Source organism: Algibacter pectinivorans (assembly GCF_900112595.1).
GTDB classification, from domain to species: Bacteria; Bacteroidota; Bacteroidia; order Flavobacteriales; family Flavobacteriaceae; genus Algibacter_B; species Algibacter_B pectinivorans.
The window spans coordinates 118,350-137,016 of record NZ_FOMI01000005.1 but is presented as its reverse complement, the minus strand read 5'-3'; the positions used below and the strand labels follow the sequence as shown (position 1 = coordinate 137,016).

At 32.9% G+C, this 18,667-nt stretch carries 15 protein-coding genes and 1 pseudogene; 13 read left to right on the top strand and 3 right to left on the bottom strand.

The window, feature by feature from the left end; translation table 11 throughout:
• Positions 1-3: 3 nt before the first annotated feature.
• Entirely contained in the window at positions 4-1,020 is a 1,017-nt protein-coding gene (gene gap / locus BMY96_RS09120; protein WP_092851482.1) for a type I glyceraldehyde-3-phosphate dehydrogenase, read from the top strand.
• A 28-nt stretch (positions 1,021-1,048) separates the two neighbouring features.
• A complete protein-coding gene (locus BMY96_RS09115; RefSeq protein ID WP_092851481.1) occupies positions 1,049-3,289 on the top strand; it encodes an ATP-binding response regulator in 2,241 nt (746 codons plus the stop codon).
• Here the strand turns inward: BMY96_RS09115 and lpxK are convergent.
• A complete protein-coding gene (gene lpxK, locus BMY96_RS09110; RefSeq protein ID WP_092851480.1) occupies positions 3,279-4,277 on the bottom strand; it encodes a tetraacyldisaccharide 4'-kinase in 999 nt (332 codons plus the stop codon). The genes BMY96_RS09115 and lpxK overlap by 11 nt on opposite strands.
• 126 nt (positions 4,278-4,403) lie before the next feature.
• On the opposite strand from lpxK, the gene BMY96_RS09105 reads away from it, so the two are divergent.
• From BMY96_RS09105 to BMY96_RS09090, 4 genes are all read left to right on the top strand, one after another.
• On the top strand, positions 4,404-5,498 hold the full coding sequence (locus BMY96_RS09105; protein WP_092851479.1) for a Nif3-like dinuclear metal center hexameric protein: 1,095 nt from the start codon (positions 4,404-4,406) through the stop codon (positions 5,496-5,498).
• 3 nt (positions 5,499-5,501) lie between these two features.
• Positions 5,502-6,281: a zinc ribbon domain-containing protein gene (locus BMY96_RS09100; RefSeq protein WP_092851477.1), complete on the top strand. Its 780-nt coding sequence runs from the start codon at positions 5,502-5,504 to the stop codon at positions 6,279-6,281.
• A 304-nt stretch (positions 6,282-6,585) separates the two neighbouring features.
• Positions 6,586-7,248, top strand: a complete 663-nt coding sequence (gene msrA / locus BMY96_RS09095; RefSeq protein ID WP_092851475.1) for a peptide-methionine (S)-S-oxide reductase MsrA — start codon at positions 6,586-6,588, stop codon at positions 7,246-7,248.
• Between the two features lie 154 nt (positions 7,249-7,402).
• Positions 7,403-8,419: an acyltransferase gene (locus BMY96_RS09090; protein ID WP_139205234.1), complete on the top strand. Its 1,017-nt coding sequence runs from the start codon at positions 7,403-7,405 to the stop codon at positions 8,417-8,419.
• 107 nt (positions 8,420-8,526) lie between these two features.
• Here the strand turns inward: BMY96_RS09090 and BMY96_RS09085 are convergent.
• A pseudogene (locus BMY96_RS09085) lies at positions 8,527-9,327 on the bottom strand (class I SAM-dependent methyltransferase).
• A gap of 33 nt (positions 9,328-9,360) precedes the next feature.
• Between BMY96_RS09085 and BMY96_RS09080 the strand changes: the two are divergent.
• The 7 genes from BMY96_RS09080 to BMY96_RS09050 all read left to right on the top strand — a co-directional run bounded on the left by BMY96_RS09080 (position 9,361) and on the right by BMY96_RS09050 (position 16,221).
• Complete coding sequence (locus BMY96_RS09080; protein ID WP_092851472.1) at positions 9,361-10,002, top strand: hypothetical protein; 642 nt, start codon at positions 9,361-9,363, stop codon at positions 10,000-10,002.
• A gap of 214 nt (positions 10,003-10,216) precedes the next feature.
• Positions 10,217-11,509 (top strand): kynureninase, encoded by a 1,293-nt coding sequence (kynU, locus tag BMY96_RS09075; RefSeq protein ID WP_092851676.1) that lies wholly within the window; start codon positions 10,217-10,219, stop codon positions 11,507-11,509.
• A 12-nt stretch (positions 11,510-11,521) separates the two neighbouring features.
• Positions 11,522-12,961 (top strand): FAD-dependent oxidoreductase, encoded by a 1,440-nt coding sequence (locus BMY96_RS09070; protein ID WP_092851471.1) that lies wholly within the window; start codon positions 11,522-11,524, stop codon positions 12,959-12,961.
• A 32-nt stretch (positions 12,962-12,993) separates the two neighbouring features.
• Complete coding sequence (locus BMY96_RS09065; RefSeq protein ID WP_092851470.1) at positions 12,994-13,776, top strand: SDR family oxidoreductase; 783 nt, start codon at positions 12,994-12,996, stop codon at positions 13,774-13,776.
• Between the two features lie 141 nt (positions 13,777-13,917).
• A complete protein-coding gene (locus BMY96_RS09060) occupies positions 13,918-14,451 on the top strand; it encodes a 3-hydroxyanthranilate 3,4-dioxygenase (RefSeq protein ID WP_092851468.1) in 534 nt (177 codons plus the stop codon).
• Positions 14,452-14,494: 43 nt separating this feature from the next.
• On the top strand, positions 14,495-15,577 hold the full coding sequence (locus BMY96_RS09055; protein ID WP_092851467.1) for an amidohydrolase family protein: 1,083 nt from the start codon (positions 14,495-14,497) through the stop codon (positions 15,575-15,577).
• Positions 15,577-16,221: an O-methyltransferase gene (locus BMY96_RS09050; protein WP_092851466.1), complete on the top strand. Its 645-nt coding sequence runs from the start codon at positions 15,577-15,579 to the stop codon at positions 16,219-16,221. The genes BMY96_RS09055 and BMY96_RS09050 overlap by 1 nt, the downstream gene beginning before the upstream one ends.
• Positions 16,222-16,262: 41 nt before the next feature.
• On the opposite strand, the gene BMY96_RS09045 is transcribed toward BMY96_RS09050, so the two are convergent.
• Complete coding sequence (locus BMY96_RS09045; RefSeq protein ID WP_175473546.1) at positions 16,263-18,560, bottom strand: response regulator; 2,298 nt, start codon at positions 18,558-18,560, stop codon at positions 16,263-16,265.
• Positions 18,561-18,667: the final 107 nt, after the last annotated feature.

Below are 18,667 nucleotides of genomic sequence, written 5' to 3'. Positions count from 1 at the left end.
AATATGATTAATGTTGCCATAAATGGTTTTGGCAGAATTGGTAGACGCGTTTTTAAACTACTACAAAACCATGAAACTATTCGGGTTGTTGCTATTAACGACTTAGCCGATGCTAAAACGCTAAGCCATTTACTTAAATATGATAGTGTACACGGCGTTTTTAATGCAGATATCTCGCATAATGAAAACAGTATTACGGTAAACCAAAACCATATTACGCTATTAAATGAGAACCACCCAAGTCGTATTAATTGGAAACCTTTTAATATCGATTTTGTAATAGAAGCAACCGGGAAATTTAAAACAACTACCGATTTGCAATGTCATATAACCAATGGCGCCAAACAAGTTGTTTTAAGTGTACCTCCTTTAGAAGATGACATAAAAACCATAGTGCTAGGTGTAAATGACTCCAGTATTGATGGGACAGAAACTATAATATCAAACGCATCGTGCACAACAAATAATGCGGCTCCAATGATTGATGTAATCAATAAATTGTGCGGTATAAATCAAGCGTATATTACAACGGTACACTCCTACACTACCGACCAAAGTTTACACGACCAACCCCATAGAGATTTAAGACGAGCTAGAGCTGCAAGTCAATCTATAGTACCTACAACAACAGGTGCTGCAAAAGCATTAACAAAAATTTTTCCGGCGTTATCAAATGTTATAGGTGGTTGTGGTATTAGAGTTCCAGTAATAAATGGTTCGTTAACAGATATTACATTTAATGTAAAAAAAACGGTAAGTATAGGAGATGTTAATACTGCCTTTAAATTGGCTGCAGACATAAACTATAAAGATATAATAGAATATACCGAAGACCCTATTGTTTCAATTGATATAGTTGGAAACCCACACTCTTGTATTTTTGATGCACAAATGACCTCAGTAATAGGAAATATGGTAAAAATTATAGGTTGGTACGACAATGAAACAGGATATTCCCAAAGAATCATCGACCTAATATGTAATTTATCGATGAAAAGACATGTTTTATCGATAAAATAATTATATTTGTCAGGATCATTATTTGAAAATGCTTAAACTAATTAAAATATTACTCCTATTTATCCTACTCATTAGTACTGCTGTTTATGCGCAGCAATCTCATGAAAAAGACCCGGAGTTAGTGCAAAACAATATTAATTATTGGATTGCACAATCTAAACTTGAGTTGGAAAACTTTAATTATTTTAAAGCAAAAAAAAATCTCGATAACGCATTAGAACTAGCAATTATAGCAGATAACAAAAAAAGCCTTGGTATTATACATGCGGTTAAAGGTAAAATCGAATTGGTTATAGAAGAAGAGGATAACGCTATAAAATCCCTTAATAAAGCTATCGAAATACAACGTATTATAAACGACAATGCCAACCTTGGAAACTCGTACAAAACCTTTGGTGATGTCTATTTAGCAAAAAAAGATTACTATTCTGCACTAGATTCTTATACCGCAGCAAAATCAAAATTTCAAGAAGAAGAATTAAATCAAGAATTAGCCGAAACACTATTAGCCGAGGGTAAAACATATTATCAGCTAAAAAATTACAAAAACGCTAGAGACATTATTGAACAAGCCTTAGCGATGGCTAAAAAGTATGACTACTACAACTTACAAAGTGAAGCCTTAATTAACCATGCTAAGGTATACAACAAACTTAGTAACAACGAGAAAGCATTACAAGCAGTTTTGGAAGGGCTTCAAATTGCAAAACTATACAAACAAACAAATGTTAGCAATCAAGGCTTACTTATTGCTAGCGACTTATATAATAAACTAGAACAATACAAACTATCTAGGGATTATTTAAAGGCACACTTAAACTTATCAGATTCAATAAGAGGTCTAACCAAAATTAAATCATCAAGAAACCAAAAAGCCGAATTTAGACTAAATGCCGAAATTGAAAAAAATAATGAAATCATACAAAAATTAGAAAAAGCTGAGGACGATAAAAACCTAAATGCTTTTATATCTATATTAAGTGTTGCTTTAATTACTATTTTGGCACTTTTAACATTATCACTTTACAAAAACAACAACATAAGACTCAAAACCAATAATATGCTTCATAAAAAAAATGGAGAACTTATTATCGCCAAAGAAAAAGCAGAATTAGCATCAAAAACCAAAGCCAATTTTTTATCAACAGTAACACACGAGCTTCGAACACCTTTGTATGCTGTTACCGGATTAAGTAATATGTTACTAGACGAAAACCCGAGGCCAGAACAAGTACAACATTTAAAATCGCTTAAATTCTCTGGAGACTACCTTTTAACGTTTATTAACGACATCCTTCAAATAAACAAAATAGAAGCCAACAAGGTTAATGTAGAACCAGAATCATTCAGCCTAAAAAAGAAAATAAAAAACATAATTTTAGCTCTTAACAATTCAGCCTTAGATAATAACATTAAAATTCATTTAGAATACGAAAAAGAACTACCTGAATTTTTTATTGCCGATCAGTTAAAAATTTCACAGATTTTGATAAACTTAGTAGGCAACTCTATTAAATTTACAAAAAACGGTGATATTTGGATTCGCGTTTATAAAATTGAAGAAGAAGGCAAAATATACACCCTTCGTTTTGAGATAGAGGACAATGGTATTGGTATAAGTCAAGAAAAGCAAGATCACATGTTCGAAAGCTTTTCTCAAGGATCTATTCAAATTAACCGCAAGTACGGTGGTACTGGTCTAGGACTATCCATCGTTAAAGGCTTAATAGATATTCTAAAAGGTACAATTTACGTAAAAAGTGAATTAAATAAAGGAACAACATTTTACTTTGAAATTCCGCTTGAACAAACAAACATTATTGAGGCTGAAGAAACAAAAGTAGCATATTTTGATGGTAATACAGACGATATAGATTTATCTAAAGTTAAAATACTGGTTGTTGAAGACAATAAAATTAACCAAATGATTACCAAAAAGATTTTAACAAAAATGGAACTTAAATGCGATATTGTAGACAATGGTGAAGAAGCTGTTGAAAGAATTCGTAATAATGACTATAACATTATCCTTATGGATATTCACATGCCAGGTATAAGTGGTATGGAAGCTACCAAGCGTGTAAGAGAGTTTGATAAAGACCTTACCATTTTTGCTTTAACCGCGGTAACTATAGAAGATAAAATGCAAGAATTTGACGAAGCTGGCTTTACCGATATTATCCCTAAACCATTTAAGCAAGAAGAGTTCGAGAAAAAACTTTATAACGCCTTAACAAACAAAAATAAGGTACCAGAAACTAATGCGTAACAAACGTTTTAACTAAGGTATTTAACTTTGCGGCATTATCAACATGAACCGTAATAGGTAAATAGAACAATTTTTCTTTTAAACTATCGTATTGTTTTAACCGCATGTAATCTTTTTCGGTGGTTACAATAAGCTCCTTTTGCGCTAAATTCTCAATATCGTTTAATGTAAAATTGTAATGATCTTTAAAATTTAAATGCTCAAAATTTAAGTTTTTTTCATTCAAATAATTCACCAATGGTTTCGCATTTGCTATACCAGTAACCAAAGTAAAATGCCCTAAACTCTCTATTACTTCTGTTTTATTGGCCGCAATAACAAATTCAGCATAATCTATACTACTAAAAAAAACATCCTGATGCGTTTTGGGGTTTATACGCTTAATAATATTGCTTTTTTCGCTAGCACTTAAGCCCTTAGGGCATTTGGTAACCACAATAACATCTGCCCTAAGCATTCCTCTTCGTGGCTCTCTTAAATTACCTGTTGGTAAAACAATATCCTTAAAAAAAGGATTAGCATAAGTGGTTAATAAAATTTTAAATCCAGCACTAACCTTACGGTGTTGGTAAGCATCATCTAATAATATAACATCCGGCTTATCATTTTGTAGCATTTCAATACCATGTTGCCTATTCGCATCAACGGCTACTAAAACAGAACCCTTGTATTTGGTATAAAATTGAAAGGGCTCATCGCCAATGGTATCTGCTGTAGCCTCTTTATTTGCTAACTGAAAGCCTTCCGTTTTACGTTTATAACCACGACTTAATGTGGCTACTTTATAATCGTCCTTTAATAGCCTTATTAAATACTCAATCATAGGTGTTTTTCCTGTGCCACCCGCGCTTAAATTACCAACGCAAATAATGGGCAAATCATAGGACTTGGATTTTTTAATACCAAAATCGTACAATTTATTTCGCAACCAAGTCACCAAAAAATAAATGGGTACAATGGGAAATAATAGTTTTCTAATAATATTCATTACTGCGAAATTACATTTTAGGTTGGAAATATAATTATTAAATTAAACAACATGTAATAACACGCTAAAAATAATTAGTTAAGGTGAAAGTAATTATTTTATCTTTGAAATTAAACACCAATTAATATGATTATACAAGACGTTATAAATCATTTAGAAGCGTTAGCACCATTAGCTTACGCCGAAGATTTCGATAATGTTGGCCTTTTAGTAGGCAATAAAAACAACAAGGTAACAGGAATATTAGTTACTCTAGATACTCTTGAAGCTGTTGTAGATGAGGCTATTGAAACAAACTGCAACATGATTGTAAGCTTCCACCCTATTATATTTAAAGGCCTAAAAAAACTAACAGGTAACAATTACGTAGAGCGTATTGTTTTAAAGGCCATAAAACACGATATAGCAATTTTTAGCATTCATACCGCTCTAGATAATGCACAACAAGGTGTAAACGATATGATTTGTAACCAATTACAACTCACCAATAAACGCATTTTAATACCACAAAGCGCTACCATAAAAAAACTAACCACCTACGTGCCAAAAAATGAAGCCCAACAACTAAGAGACGCTCTATTTAATGCAGGAGCCGGTAACATAGGTAATTACTCCAATTGTAGTTTTAATATAGAAGGCCAAGGCACTTATAAAGCCAATGAGCATGCCAAACCTACACTGGGCAAAAAAGGAGAAACCCATACCGAGCCGGAAACAAAAGTTACGGTAACCTTTGCAAAACATTTGCAAAACAACATTTTAAACACGCTTTTTAAAACCCATTCTTACGAAGAAGTAGCCTATGAAATTACTACCATAGAAAACAAAAACCAGAATATTGGTATGGGAATGATTGGCGAATTTGCCGAATCCATGGACGAAAATCAGTTTTTAAACCATCTAAAAACAAAAATGAACACCAAATGCGTAAGGCATTCCGCATTATTAAATAAAAACATAAAACGCGTGGCGGTGTTAGGCGGCTCCGGAAGTTTTGCCATTAATGCTGCTAAAGGCGCTGGTGCCGATGCTTTTATAACGGCCGATTTAAAATATCACGATTTTTTTACAGCCGAAAACACCATACTTTTGGCAGATATTGGACATTACGAAAGCGAACAATACACAAAAAACCTTTTAGTAGCATATCTTACAAAAAAAATTACTAATTTTGCAATCATTTTATCAAAGATAAATACCAATCCTGTTAAGTATTTTTAAAGTATGGCTAAAAAGAAAGAAGTAACTGTTGAAGAGCGTTTAAGAGCTTTATACGATTTACAACTCATCGATTCACGAATTGATGAAATTAGAAATGTTCGTGGAGAACTTCCTTTAGAAGTTCGAGATTTAGAAGATGAAGTTGCTGGATTAAACATAAGATTAGAAAAACTTGTTGCCAATTTAGAAGTTGTAGATAACGATATTGTTAGCAAGAAAAACTCAATTGAAGAATCTAAAGCTTTAATAAAAAAATATAGCGAGCAACAAAAAAACGTTAGAAATAACAGAGAATTCAACTCTCTTACCAAAGAAGTAGAATTTCAAGAATTAGAAATTGAGTTAGCAGAAAAACACATTAAAGAATTTAAAGCTCAAATAGAGCAGAAAAAAGTTGTTATTTCTGAAACTAAAGACCGTTTAAAAGAGCGAGAAAACCACTTAAAACACAAAAAGAGTGAGTTAGATGCTATTTTAGCCGAAACCGAAAAAGAAGAACAAGCTTTAATTGGTAAGTCTGAAGAATACAAAAAGCAAATCGAAGAGCGCTTAGTTAAAGCATACACTAGAATTAGAACAAACGTAAAGAATGGATTAGCAGTTGTGCCAATCGAAAGAGGTGCCTCTGGAGGATCATTCTTCACCATTCCGCCACAAGTACAGGTAGAAATTGCTTCACGTAAAAAAGTAATTACAGACGAGCATAGTGGACGTATTTTAGTCGATGCAGAACTAGCCGAAGAGCAAAAAGCAAAAATGGAAAAATTGTTTTCTAAACTATAATCCATTATAATTACATATAATTAGGCCTTCAATTAATTTTGAAGGCTTTTTTTATACCCCATAATTTGGGCGCCTGCCGGCAGGCAGGCAGGTTACCCTAAAGGGTCGGGCTTTCCTCTACAAGTCCTCGCACCTCCTTCGTCGGGCTGTGGACTTTCCGTTGCAATCCCTAACGCGGGCTTGCTTGCCTGCAACACGCCTTAGTTTACGGCTGGCACACACCAACAAAAAACAATTTTAAAACAACATTAACACCAACCATTTAAGGTTTCATACATTTATACGTCTAAACAAAGAAAAATTTATGAAAAATATCATATCAATATTAGCCTTAACCTTATTTTTTAGTTGTCAAAATTCAGCACAAACATCAAAAAAACAAGACGCCGTTATAAATGCAGACCCCATTGAAGTCCCTATAAAAAACGGAAAAGCTAAAGCCTACTTTGCTAGCGGATGCTTTTGGTGCGTAGAAGCCATTTACGAAAGCGTAAAAGGCGTTGAGGAATCTATATCTGGATATTCCGGCGGACACACCAAAAACCCTACCTACGCCTCAAGCAACACAGGAAAAACAGGACATGCCGAAGCAGTAGAAATTATTTACGACCCTAACATAGTAAGTTTTGAAACTTTGGTAGATGTTTATTTTGCATCGCAAAACGTAACCCAAGTAAACGGACAAGGTAACGACCGCGGGTCCCAATACCGCTCTATACTTTTTTACCAAAACGAAGCGCAAAAGCAAATCATATTAAAGAAAAAAGAAGCATTAGCAAAAAAGTTAAATGTAACCATTGCGGCCGAAGTGTATCCTTTCCAAAAATTCTGGTTAGCCGAAGACTATCATCAAAATTACGAGAAATTACACCCAAACCACCCATATATTAAAAACGTATCGGTACCTCGGTTAAATCGATTTAAGTCCAAATTCCCTAAAAAATTTTTAAAAGAAGTAACTCATTAAAATTTAACTAAATTTTTTTTTGGCATCTTCGGGGTTTTAAAACGTGAATTGAAATCCTTAAAATAGATTATCTAAAATTTGAATTCTACAAATATTCAGCTACTTTCGTTTAACTATTGGAAACTTTAATGAGTTACCTAATCATAAAAATATATTGAAAGGAAAACTAATTTGGCTAGATAATATTAGAGTAATATCTACACTTGCCGTCGTCATGTTACACGTTGCCTCCCCTATTATCCCTAAATATGGAAATATCCCAGACAATATTTGGATGATAGGTAATATCTATAATGGCGCTGTTAGATTTTGCGTGCCGTTATTTTTTATGCTTAGTGGCGCATTATTACTTAGTAAAGATTACAACCTAAATTCTTTTTTAAAAAAGAGGTTTTGGCGAATAATTCCTCCTTTCATTTTCTGGAGTTTAGTTTACATAATCTATGATCATGTTTTAAATGGAAAAAAATCATATACTTTAATAGATTTCACAAAACTAGTTATAAGAAAAATTTTCAATGGAAGTCAACATCACTTGTGGTTTGTTTACACTTTACTTGGCCTATATTTATTTATACCAATTTTAAGAAAATGGGTGAAAAACTCAAGTAACAATGAAATTTTATATTTTTTAATAATTTGGTTGGTAACAATTATTTATAGTCTTCAAAATTATAAACTATACTTACCAAAAATTCCTTTAACAAATTTTGCAGGATATATTGGATATATTGTATTAGGTTATTACTTATCAAACTTTAAAATTAAAAACAAATACATCCCAATTTCAATGTTCTTAATAGGATTAATAATTACCATTGTCGGCACTTATGGTATAACTGTGTCAAAAAATGAATTTTCGGAATATTTTTATAAATATTTAGCTCCAAATGTAATACTTAGCTCTGCTGGTATGTTTTTAATGCTTAAAAACACTAGTATTAAAAATAAAAAAACAAAACAAATAATTTGTTTTTTCAGTGATCAAAGCTTCGGGATTTATTTACTTCATTTACTAATATTAACCATTTTAAATTTTATTGGTATTAATTGGTCTTTTATTAATCCAATTATAGCCATTCCAATAACAACAATAATTTGTTTTTTGCTCTCAAGCTTAACGATTCATTTACTCAGAAAAATCAAGTATGGAAAATACATTTCGGGTTAACTATTAAAAACCAAGTCATTAATCCATCCTTAAAGTTTCTTAAAAATATTATAAAATCAATTGAATCTAAAAAAAAGATTGAGTAAACATTCAAATTCTTGTACATACTAAATCATTCTAGCCTTCAAAATAAAAATTAAAGGATACAATTTATCTTTTGTTACAAACATACCAGAATCCGTCTTTGTTAAATTAGTCAACACATCATAAGGGCTTTCATAAAACTCCTTTAGATATTCTATTTGCAATCCAGCATCGGTTAAAGCATTAATCACTTCACTTAAACCATGGTTCCAACCATATTCCTTGCTTATCATTTTAGAGTTTTGGTTAGCGTAAGTGCCTTCATATTCTTCATAAATAACCTCGTCTTGCATATAACCATATCGCATTACGGGTTTATCGTGCAAATAATCAAACATCCACACTATCGGATGAAATTCAGCTATAAAAAAGGTGCCTCCTTTTTTTAAACGTTCAGCAATCATTTTGCCCCAAGGTTTTAAATCTGGCAACCATCCTATAACGCCATACGTGGTATAAACAATATCGAATTCTTCCTTTATAAATTCCGAAGTATCCAAAACATTACAACAAACAAATTCTGCGTCAAGCTTTAATTCATCATTTAATTGTTGTGCTAGTTTTATACCTTCATCACTCAAATCTACACCTGTGCACTTGGCTCACATCCTGCTCCAACTCAAAGTATCTTGCCCAAAATGACACTGTAAATGCAATAGCGATTTTCCTTTTACATCTCTTAAAGCTTCTAATTCAAAAGATATTAAAGAGGATTTTCCGTTTTTAAAGGTTTCCAAATCATACATATCACTTTTAGCATGAGTTTTTACTTTTTCATTCCAGGTGCTTTTATTCGTGTTAAAATAATTATCGTAGTTACTCATTTCCAAATGATATCTTTGTAAAAACTCTAAATTATGAAAAAATTATTAGTAGCCGTTTGCCTAATTGCATTTAGCCTTTCCTGTAAACAAAAGGAAGAAAAAGCTATAAAAGAAATAAGTATAGCTCAAAAAATAGCTAATGCACATGGGTTTGACAACTGGAATGCTGTTTCTGAAATTCAGTTTACCTTTTTTAATAAAAGAAGTTGGGTTTGGAAACCAAAAACTAACGCTGTTACGCTAATTACCGATAAAGACACCATTAACTATAACAGAACCGCTTTAGATAGTACATCTATAAAAGCCGATAGAGCCTTTATTAATGATAAATTTTGGCTGCTTATACCGTTTCAATTGGTTTGGGACCAAGGTACCACACTGTCTAAACCAACTACCGAAGAATCTCCAATACATAAAAAACAGCTTAATAAAATAACGGTTACCTATCCAGACACGGGCGGTTATACACCAGGTGATGCTTACGATATTTATTATGATAACGATTTTATAATTAAAGAATGGGCCTTTAGAAAAGGAAACGCTACTACAGCCGGATTAATAAATACGTTTGAGAGTTACCAAGATTTTAATGGTATAAAAATAGCCTTAGATCATAAAAAGGCCGATGGCGATTGGAATTTAACTTTAACAGACATAAAAATTAAAAAAGACTAATCTTTTTACACTTTTTTAGTAAGTAAAACATCTAAACAACGACTTAAGGCGTATATAAAGTATAACAGTTATTTTTCCGCTATATGCGTCTATATATATTAAAGCGCTTCAATCAATGGTTGAAGCGCTTTTCCTTTTTAAGTCTATTTAGTTTTGCTATTCTTTTCTAACATTATAATTCTTATTTTTGTTAGCAACCCAAAACCAAAACACTTTGTCCGATTACAAATTAGGTCTTAATTACGCTTTAGAACAGGACCAAAACGACGCTTTAAAAACATACCGAGAGCAGTTTCATATTCCTAAAGACAAACAAGGTAAGTCATGGATTTACATGACTGGAAACTCACTAGGATTGCAACCCAAGCAAACCGCAACTTACGTAAACCAAGAGTTGAAGGATTGGGCTAATTTAGGCGTTGAAGGACATTTTGAAGCTAAAAACCCATGGCTACCCTATCATGAGTTTTTAACCGAAAGTATGGCTAAAGTTGTAGGCGCAAAACCTATTGAAGTGATTGTTATGAATACGCTAACAGCCAACTTACACTTTATGATGGTGTCGTTTTATAAACCTACAAAAACGCGATATAAAATTCTTATTGAAAGTGATGCCTTTCCTTCTGATAAATATGCTGTAGAGTCGCAACTTCGCCATCATGGGTTCGATGATAAAGAAGGTGTTGTATTATGGAAACCAAGACAAGGTGAAGACCTACTAAACTATGAGGATTTAGAACAAATCCTTAAAGAACAAGGCGATGAAATTGCCCTTATAATGATTGGCGGTGTTAACTATTACACCGGTCAGTTTTTCGATTTAAAACGCATAACAAACCTAGGTCATAAACATGGTTGTAATGTAGGCTTTGATTGCGCCCACGGTGCAGGAAACGTGGCATTAAACCTCCATGATTCTGGGGCGGATTTTGCCGTTTGGTGTACTTATAAATATTTAAATTCTGGACCAGGAAGTCTAGGTGGCTGCTTTGTACATGAGCGTCATGCTCACAGAAAAGACTTAAACCGATTTACAGGATGGTGGAGCCATAATAAGCAAACACGTTTTAGAATGCGCGATGAGTTCGACCAAATGCCTGGTGCCGAAGGTTGGCAATTAAGTAACCCGCCCATTTTATCGATGGCAGCAATAAGAGCCTCGTTAGATATGTTTAATGAAGTTGGCTTTGAAAACCTCATTAAAAAATCTAAAAAATTAACAGGCTATTTCGAGTTTTTAATCAAGCAATTAGGCGAGGACACTATTAAAATTATTACGCCAACTAGCCCAAACGAACGCGGTTGCCAACTATCTATCCAAGTAAAAAACGCAGATAAAACGTTACATAATAAATTAACCGAAGCGGGTATAATTAGCGATTGGAGAGAACCCGATGTTATTAGGTGTGCTCCTGTTCCGCTTTATAATTCATTTGAAGATGTGTATAGATTGGTTGAACACCTCTCTCTAACCCTATCCAAAAGAGAGGGAACTGAGAAGGAATAAAACAAAAACGAAATGAATAAACAGACTAAAAAAGTTCTCTCCTTTGGAGAGGGTTTAGGAGAGGCTCAAAACGTATTAATTATAGGCGCCGGATTATGCGGTTCACTTCTAGCCTTACGCTTGGCACAAAGAGGTTTTAACGTAAACGTTTACGAAATGCGTCCAGATTTACGTAAAGTAGATATTTCTGCAGGACGCTCTATTAATTTAGCTTTTTCAGATCGCGGCAATAAAGCCATGAAATTAGTTGGTTTAGAAGATAAAGTAAAGGGACTATGCATCCCCATGAATGGCCGCATGATTCATGATACACATGGCAACACCTTCCAATCGAACTATAGCGGTAGGGAGTATGAATACATCAATTCCATTTCACGCGGCGATTTAAATGCTTTACTTTTAAATGAAGCCGAAAAACATGACAAGGTAAATATTCAATTTAATTGTAAATGTAAATCTGTTAATTTTGAAAATACAACAGCTCTTTTTAAAGATTATATTTCAAAAAAAGAATTTATTGAGGATGCCGATGTTATAATAGCCACAGATGGCGCAGGTTCTGCATTGCGTAAAAGTTATTATTTAGGAAAAAAATTCTTGTTTAGTTTCTCGCAAGCCTATTTAACCCATGGTTATAAGGAATTAAGTATTTTACCACAACCAAATGGCGATTTTAAAGCCTATAAAAACGCGCTTCATATATGGCCTCGTGGTAGCTTTATGCTTATTGCCCTACCCAATTTAGATGGCAGTTTTACCGTAACACTATTTTTAAGTTATGAAGAAGGCCAATACAATTTTAACAATTTAACTACCAAGGAACGTGTTCTAAAATTTTTCCAAAACGAATTTCCAGATGCCTTAGCTTTAATGCCAAACCTCTTGGACGACTTTTTTACTAACCCAACATCGCCTTTGGGTACTATAAAATGTTCGCCATGGCACTACAAAGGCAATACGTTATTAATGGGCGATGCTGCCCATGCCATTGTTCCGTTTTACGGTCAAGGCATGAATGCTTCCTTTGAAGATGTTGTGGAGCTAGACCAAGTACTAGATCAAGGTTTAAAAGATTGGGAAACCATTTTTAAAACTTATGAAAGCAACCGTAAAAAAGACACCGATGCCATTGCAGATTTAGCTATCGATAATTTTCATGAAATGAAAGGTCATGTTAATCAGGCCATTTTTCAAGAAAAGCGTAAATTGGAAATGGCTTTAGAAAAAGAATTTCCAAATGAATATGCTTCAAAATACTCTTTAGTAACTTTTAACGAACATATAGGTTACAGAGAAGCTATGTTAAAAGGACGCGCACAAGACAAAGCTATTTTAAATTTATTAACCGATGGCTTAATTACTAGCAATGACGATTTAAAGCTCGTTTTAAATCGAGTAAAGCAAGAAACCAAATCTATTTTAGATGACGATAGAATTGCAGGGTTAAATTAGAAACTTAATAAAAATATTAAAGTGTATACTCTATGGATTTAAAACTTAACAAAAAATACGCATTAGTTTGCGGAAGTACACGAGGCATAGGTAAAGCCACTGCAATAGCGTTGGCCAACGAAGGTGTTCATGTAACCCTTGTAGCTAGAAACAGAGAAAAACTAAAAGCCGTTTTAGAAGAATTACCAAACCATAGAAACCATAATTACATTGTTGCCGATTTTTTAAACCCACGAGAGTTACAAGAGCAACTAATTAAATGTATTGAGAAAGAACACGGGTTTCATATTGTAATAAACAATACAGGAGGCCCTAGAAGTGGCGAAATTTTAACAGCTAGCTTAGAAGCTTTTGAAAATGCATTTACCATGCATCTTAAATGCAATCATTTAATAGCTCAAGCCACCATTCCGTTTATGAAAGAAGAAGGTTTTGGTCGTATTATTAATGTGATTTCTACGTCGGTAAAAGAGCCCATTCCTGGTTTAGGTGTTAGCAATACTATTAGAGGTGCTGTTGGCAATTGGAGTAAAACTTTAGCTACCGAAGTAGCTGAATTTGGTATTACAGTAAACAACGTCCTTCCTGGTTTTACAGAAACCGAACGTTTAAACGAAATAATTAAAATTAAAGCGAACCTCGAAAACCGTTCTTTAGAAGATATGGCAGAAATAATGAAAAATTACACGCCTGCTAAACGTTTTGCTAAACCTGAAGAAACGGCTAGCGTTATTACCTTTTTAGCTAGTACGCCTGCTGCTTATATTAATGGTGTAAATGTGCCTGTTGATGGTGGACGAACCAAATCTTTGTAGCTCTCCCAAAAGGGGGGAGAAATTAGCGTAATCAATTTATCTTTTTTATCTTTAAACTAAAATTGAAATTGAAATTTTAACACTAACTCAAATCCCCGTTTTGAGTTTCTCCCCTTGCGGAGATTAATAGGGGCTTCCATTATGAGTAACCTAACATCGCCTATAAATTTTAAAGCTTGGATTGAAGAAAACAGACATCTTTTAAAACCACCAGTTGGAAATAAAGTGGTGTGGAAAGATGGCGATTTTATTGTTATGGTTGTTGGTGGACCTAACAATAGAAAGGATTATCATTATAATGAAACGCCAGAGTTTTTCTACCAAGTTGAAGGTGATATTGTATTAAAAATTATTGACAAAGGCACGCCTAAAGATGTGCATATTAAGGAAGGTGATATTTATTTGCTACCGCCTAAAGTGCCACATTCTCCGCAACGAGGTGCTAACACTGTGGGTTTAGTTATTGAATACAAACGGCCGGAAGGTATGCGTGATGCATTGCTTTGGTTTTGCGAAAATTGCGTAACCAAACTTTATGAAGAGGATTTTACCGTTGAAAATATTGAAACCGATATGCCTAAAATATTCGATAAATATTATGGCAATAAAGAAAAACGAAGCTGCCCTAATTGTGGTGAGGTTATGCAACCACCACAGAAGGTTAAAATTGATTAAAATTATAAACTATTAAAGATTCCTGACCTCTCAGGACCTATACATGAAACGTAAATTACGAATAAACGGTCATTCACATTTACTACCTTACCCGGAGCAAATTCCTGAATTTATGCGCGAAAAAGGTATTTTTTGGGTAGATAAGGATAGAAAATTTATGCTTCAAAAGGATTGGAAACGTCCTGTTACAGATTCTAGTTTTTTCTTAGATGAAAAGTTAGAATGGATGGAGCGTAACAAGCTAGATCATGCTGTAGTTTTAAATTTATCGCAACTTTATGGTAATGGCTTACGTGTTGAGGAAATGAAAAAAGCCTTGCGTTTTCAAAATGATTTTAATGCAAAAATGCAGCAAGAAAACCCAAGTAAATTTACTTGCGGTTTTGTGGTACACCCTGCGTTTATAAGAAGTGCATGTTGGGAAATTGAACGTTGTGTAGAACAGTTAGGACTTCAATTACTTTGTCTTCCCACGCATTACATGGATACTATTGGTACATGGCGTTGTATTTTTGATGAAGAGAATGAGCCTATTTTTGAATTGGCAGATAAATATAATTTGGCTGTTGAAATTCACCCTTATGATGGTGAAAAGTTTATTAAATTAGAGAATACCTCGTGGCGTTTTCACCTTATTTGGATGTTGGCACAATGTGGCGATGCCTATCATTTTTTTACCCTTAATGGCTACCAAGATAAATTCCCGAATATGCGTACTTGTTTTGCACATGGTGGACAGTTAGCACAAATTAACTTAGGCAGACGTATTCAAGGTTTTGATGGCAGACCCGATTTATTTGAAGGCAAACATCACCCAAGAAAAGCCGTAGGACATAAAAACATATTTTTCGACACACTTGTACACGACACAGGTGGATTAGAGTTGCTAATTAGAAATCATGGATCTAAACAAGTTATTATGGGGCTTGATGACCCTTACCCGTTAGGTGAAATGGAAAGCGATAAACAATCATCTTACCCAGGAAAAATATTAGATTTAGCTGTTGACAGAAACATTATTAATAAAACGGAGTACGATGATATTTGGGAAAACAACGTTATACAATGGCTGTGTGGCGATGATGAAAGCGCTAAAGAAAAATTGATTAAAAGAATTTTAAGTTAATGCATTTTATAACAGAAGAATTAGACAATTACGTTGTTGCCCATTCGGAAAACGAACCAGAATTACTACAACAGCTTACGCGAGAAACCTACCAGAAAATATTACAACCTAGAATGTTAAGTGGGCATTATCAAGGCAGGATTTTAAGCATTATTTCTAAACTTGTGAATCCTAAAAACATTTTAGAAATTGGAACATATACTGGATATTCGGCATTATGTTTAGCTGAAGGCATGCAACATAACGGAGAATTACATACTATTGATATTAATGAAGAACTAGTGGATTTTCAGCGAAAATATTTTGATAAATCTAATTACGGACCTCAAATTAAACAGCATTTAGGAAACGCTTTAGACATTATTCCTAAACTTGATGCTACTTTCGATTTGGTTTTTATTGATGCCGATAAGGTAAACTACTCCAATTATTTTAATGTTATAATAGATAAGCTAAATCCTGGCGGTATTATTTTATCGGATAACGTATTATGGAGCGGTAAAGTGCTTGACACCACCTTTAAAAAGGACGATGTATCTACACCAGAATTGATCAAGTATAATGCGCTTTTAAAAGACGATAAACGTGTAGAAACGGTTTTATTACCTATTAGAGATGGCTTGACTATTAGTAGAAAATTATAAACAAAAGTTGTGCGTAACATCTATTAAAACCAAAGTGCTAATTATGATGAAAATTTTATAACGCGAGTTCCATCATTATTACCTCTAGTCTTACTTATTTCAATTAATTTGTTAATGGTATTAAAGAACAAATCGTTATCAAATGGTTTGGTTATAATATCATCAAAACCTTTATCGAGTTTATTTAACATTAACTCATCTTTACTCGAAGCTGTTAATGCAATTATTGGAATTTGATTATTAAACTCTCTAATCTTTAAAGTAGCTTCGTTACCATCCATTAGCGGCATATTAATATCCATTAAAATTAAATCGTAAGTTTTATTTTTAAATGCTTTTAAAGCCTCTAACCCATTCTCAACAATGTCAAATTGAAAGTTTTCTTTTTTAAGTAAATTACTTGTAACAATTTGATTAATTTTATTATCCTCTGCTATTAAAATCCTTAAACTTTCAGGATTATAAGAGGTTAGTACATCCTCATCCTTAACACTTTTAATTTGCTCTATAGCATTGGTATCTATTTTAAAACTTACAATAAAGCTAAAGGTAGAACCTACACCCAACTCACTGTCAAGCTCAATAGTACTATTAAATAATTTTACAATTTTACTCGCTATAGAAAGCCCCAGTCCTGCCCCTTGGTAACCGGTATTAGAGTTCTCGTTTAGTTGAATAAAATTATCGAAAATAGAGCCTTGTTTCTCTTTAGATATTCCTGGTCCATCATCGACAACCTCAAAACATATTAAAACATTTTCACTATCTATTTCTTTTAAATTCGCTTTAATAGATATATTTCCATTTTGGGTAAACTTGATACTATTACCTATTAAATTAAATAAGACCTGCGACAATCTTAATTTATCGCAAAGGATAAACTCCGGAATACGCTCGTCTATAAAAATATGCATTTGGTTGTTAGACTCGCCTAAACTATAATCGAAAGAATCTGTTACATTTTGAATAAGCGATTTTAAATGCACCGTTGTGTTATTAATTTCCAACTTTTTAGATTCAATTTTACTAACCTGTAACACATCGTTTATTAGGTTTAATAGATAATCGCCCGAGTATTTAAGAGATTTTAAATATTTTACATTAGCCTTATCTAAATTACTATTTTCTAACATTATTGATGTTAAACCTACAACGCCATAAAGGGGTGTTCTTAATTCGTGAGATACATTAGAGATAAATTTAGATTTTAATTCCGACGATTTTAAAGCATCATTTTTAGCTACTTCTAATTCTGTATTTTGTTTCTTCAAAGCATCCGATAGTCTACGTTTGGCTATGTAGTAGTTATATAAAATGAGTAAAGTAGCTAACAAAAGAATTAAGGCAATGATAATTATAATGTTTATCTTTTTAACTTTATCGGCAATTTTTGACTGATATAACTTCTCACTATTTGCCAATTGAGCCTCATTTTTATAGGTAGCCAATAAAAATCTAGATTTATAAATAGCATTTTCTTTTAGCTTTTCTTGGTTTAGAAACTCGTCCTTAAATTCGTCATATTTTAACAAAGCCAAATAAGCTTGCTCTTTTAGACCCGTTGCCGAATAAGACAAGGATAAGCTTTTATAGATTTTACTTAAAAGTAGTGCCTCATCATCATCGTTAATAGACTGCTCATTATTTAGAAAAACAATAGCATTATTAAATTTTTCATTTGCGTTATTATAAAGTTCTTTTTTAAAAAAATAAAAGCCATATATATAATTCAGGGATGCCTTTTGGTAGTTATTTGAGAAAGAGTCTTTACTAATAATATCTTCGGCATGTAATAGATTTACTTGACCTTCCTCTAATAAGTCATTTTCTATATAAAACTCTGCTAAACCTACCCTTATCTTGACTAGTAAAGTTTCATATTGGCTAAGGTTATAGTTCTCATTAATCAAGTATTGGTTTTTAGAAATATGTTTTAATGCATTTTTAAACAAGCTTATGGTAGCTTGCGAGGAATTATCTTCTTTGGTTAAGGTTGCCAAGTTTAAATAAGCATTAGCAATTAAGTAGTTATCCTTAATTGCATTTGCGGCTTTTAGCATAATTGAGTAAGAATCTTTAGCATTATTTTTTTCATGCATTAAGCGATAAATATTACCAAGATTAAAATTTGATATCGCTATACCATAGTTATCATTTATAGAATCTGCTATTTTTTTTGCTACATTAAAACCATTAAACGCTTTAACTATTTTGTTGTTATTATAGGATTTTAAAGCCGAAGAATTAATACTATCAATTTGCTTTATAGCCTCTCTTTCGTTTTGACTAAACGCCAAAAAAGTAAGCAAACAAAAAAACAATAATAGGTTTTTTTTCATTTTGAAATACATTAACGATTTGGGATTTTCAAGATACCCCTAAATACAGGATATTGTTTAAAAACTCGTTTAAACAATATTAAAACACGATAAAACACATGTTTAAG